Genomic DNA, 2,358 nt, shown 5'->3' on the forward strand with positions numbered 1-2,358 from the left:
TCTTATCGATATGTTCAAAGCCCTGGAACTTACAACTCCCTTGGGCTTGTAAAGTTTATGTTTCCTAATAATTATGCGGTGTATTTACACGACACCAACTCAAGAAGTTTTTTTGATCGCGCAAACCGCTCCTTGAGTTCGGGTTGTGTGAGAGTTCAAAATCCGTTTGAATTATCTGCCTATTTGTTAGAGGATAAAGACAAATGGAGTTTAGAAGAAATTTTAAAGTTGGTGAAAACCAATAAAACCACTGAAGCCAGGATGAAAAGAGACGTACAGGTACACCTTTTGTACTGGACCGCTTGGAGTGAAAATGAATTCCTTCATTTTAGAGACGACTTATATGAAAAAGATTTTAAACTTTATGAACTTCTGTCAAATCAATTGTGATTTTGAAACATAATCATCTGAAGGAAAATAAATAAATAAGCAAGATTTTTCTTTTATAGTATTTATAATCGTTTCACTTTCTTCTTGTGGTAAAGATGGACACCCTAAACTTCTGCCTAATCTTCCATAGGTTTTAATGAAGTTTTCAGTTGCATAATCTGCTCCATGTATAACAATTGCACGTTCTCGTGCTTTATCATTAATACCAGATTCTAAACCATCCAGTCGCAAAGAATAACCGTGTTTACCATAATAAGTCTCAGCAGTAGCATAAAAGCCTAAACTACTTTGAAAAGATTCTGGAACATTAGAAAACGATTTAGCATATTCACTACCGGTATTTCTACCGTGTGCAACATAGGTTTGATACAAAACTTCTTTCAACTCCAAATCAATTACCCAAAGTCGCTTTTCATTGGCAGAAAGACTAAAGTCAACCACTGTTAGCAAACTTTTTTGTAATTTACCTGTTTCTTTAAGTTTGAAGTAACCGTTTAAAGCTTGTGTAAAACTAGGAAAGGAAGGTAAATCAAATTCCTTCGCATTTAAGTTTTCGTAAACCAGTTCAGCTTTTGAAAGTGTATTGAACGGAAGTTCAGTAAGGGAAACTTTAGCGGTGTTTGAATTTGTTGTAAATGTAAGCAAGCATAACAACAAAACGGGGATTAATCTGTAAGTCATTCGTATTCTTTAGGTTAATTTTAATTTCGGGCTTTCCAAAAGTAAAAATAATTCTGTAAAATCAAAATATTTTATGAGTGATTTGTAAAAAAACATTCTTTTTCATGCATTTAAACGGATAAATGAGCGTTTTCTTATAGGAATCACAGGATTAAAATTTTGCAATCAAAAATACTTGCTACCTTTGCAAAATAGAGTCAATATATGAACAAACAAGTACTTTTAATGATCCTGGATGGATGGGGAATTTCTCAAAACCCTGAAGTCTCTGCTATAGAAAAAGCAAACACCCCCTTTATTGACTCTTTATACTCAAAATATCCTAATGCTCAATTGCGCACAGATGGCTTAAATGTTGGGCTCCCTGATGGTCAAATGGGCAATAGTGAGGTGGGTCACATTAATTTGGGTGCCGGAAGAATTATTTATCAAGAACTGGCAAAAATTAATTTGGCAACAAAAAACAATACGTTAGGAGAAGAGAAAAGTATTAAAAATGCATTCACTTACGCAAAAAGTAATAACAAGAATGTACATTTAATTGGTTTGGTTTCTAATGGTGGGGTTCACTCACATATCAATCATCTTAAGGGGCTTCTTACTGCAGCACAAAAGAATGGTGTAAACAATGTTTTTGTCCATGCATTTACAGATGGCCGTGATGTTGACCCACAATCTGGTAAAGGATTTATCAAAGAGTTACAAGACCATTTAAAAATTTCAGGAGGAAAACTGGCTTCAATCATCGGGAGATATTTTGCAATGGACCGTGATAAACGTTGGGAAAGAACAAAAAAAGCCTACGATTTGCTTGTTAATGGTAAAGGAACAAATTCTGTCAATGCCCTTGAAAGTATGCAACAAAACTATGACAACGGCATTACCGATGAATTTATCAACCCAATTGTTATAACAGAAAACAACAATCCTATAGCCACAATAGAACCCAACGATGTGGGAATCTTTTTTAATTTTAGAACAGACAGAGGAAGGCAACTTACTGAAGTAATTACCCAAAATGATTTTCCAAAATATGGCATGTACAAAATACCCCTTCACTTTGTGACAATGACCAATTATGATGACACATTTCAAAACATAAATGTTGTTTACAATAAAGAAAATATTAATAATACATTGGGAGAGATTATTTCAAAAGCAGGGAAAAAGCAAATTCGTATCGCAGAAACAGAAAAATACCCTCATGTAACATTTTTCTTTTCAGGAGGTCGGGAAGAACCTTTTAAAGGAGAAAGAAGAATTATGTGCAACTCCCCCAAAGTAGCT

Annotated in this window: 3 protein-coding genes; 2 read left to right on the top strand and 1 reads right to left on the bottom strand. The window is 34.2% G+C overall.

All coding sequences use genetic code 11. The features are described from left to right. Nucleotides 1–390, top strand: a 390-nt coding sequence (locus AACY61_RS12515) for a L,D-transpeptidase family protein (protein ID WP_339611915.1), incomplete at its 5' end; no start/stop codon positions are given. Here the strand turns inward: AACY61_RS12515 and AACY61_RS12520 are convergent. Next, the gene (locus AACY61_RS12520; protein ID WP_339611916.1) at nt 376–1,071 is read right to left on the bottom strand and encodes a murein L,D-transpeptidase catalytic domain family protein; all 696 of its coding nucleotides are present in this window, start codon (nt 1,069–1,071) and stop codon (nt 376–378) included. The genes AACY61_RS12515 and AACY61_RS12520 overlap by 15 nt on opposite strands. A gap of 204 nt (nt 1,072–1,275) precedes the next feature. Here AACY61_RS12520 and gpmI point away from each other — a divergent pair. Beyond that, nucleotides 1,276–2,358, top strand: a 1,083-nt coding sequence (gene gpmI / locus AACY61_RS12525) for a 2,3-bisphosphoglycerate-independent phosphoglycerate mutase (protein ID WP_339611917.1), incomplete at its 3' end; no start/stop codon positions are given.

Origin of the sequence: uncultured Planktosalinus sp. (assembly GCF_963973675.1) — a bacterium.
Classification (GTDB): domain Bacteria; phylum Bacteroidota; class Bacteroidia; order Flavobacteriales; family Flavobacteriaceae; genus Planktosalinus.

Bases quoted from the DNA above. Each gene is read 5' to 3' on its own strand.
- AACY61_RS12520 (WP_339611916.1), bottom strand. From the start codon at position 1,071: ATGACTTACAGATTAATCCCCGTTTTGTTGTTATGCTTGCTTACATTT.